This window comes from Rothia sp. HMSC062F03 (assembly GCF_001836905.1).
Classification (GTDB): domain Bacteria; phylum Actinomycetota; class Actinomycetes; order Actinomycetales; family Micrococcaceae; genus Rothia; species Rothia mucilaginosa_A.
Window position 1 is genome coordinate 1 of sequence record NZ_KV830867.1, and the last position, 281, is coordinate 281.

Annotated in this window: 1 pseudogene; it reads right to left on the reverse strand. The window is 59.8% G+C overall.

Going from position 1 to position 281, the window contains the following annotated elements:
- Positions 1 to 281, reverse strand: a pseudogene (locus HMPREF2674_RS02720) (multidrug transporter); the annotation flags it as partial.

Below are 281 nucleotides of genomic sequence, written 5' to 3' on the forward strand. Positions count from 1 at the left end.
TCAAGCTGCGACTGGTACTTGCGGATGAGCGGCATCTGATACTGTGCCTCCAGGTCGTAGAGCTGCTTGCTCATGCCGACCTGCTGGTTACATTCGGCCTGGATGGTGGCGATGCGAATCTCTTCTTCGGAGGCGGGCTCGTCGATACCGTCGTTCTTGCTCCACTGCTCAGCCAGCGGGGATTCCTCGGCTACCGCCCCTGCCTTAATGGGGGTGAGCCCCCGGTTTGAGACGCACTGCTTCCACTTCTCTTCGAGCTCGCGGTGCAGTTTGCTACCGTA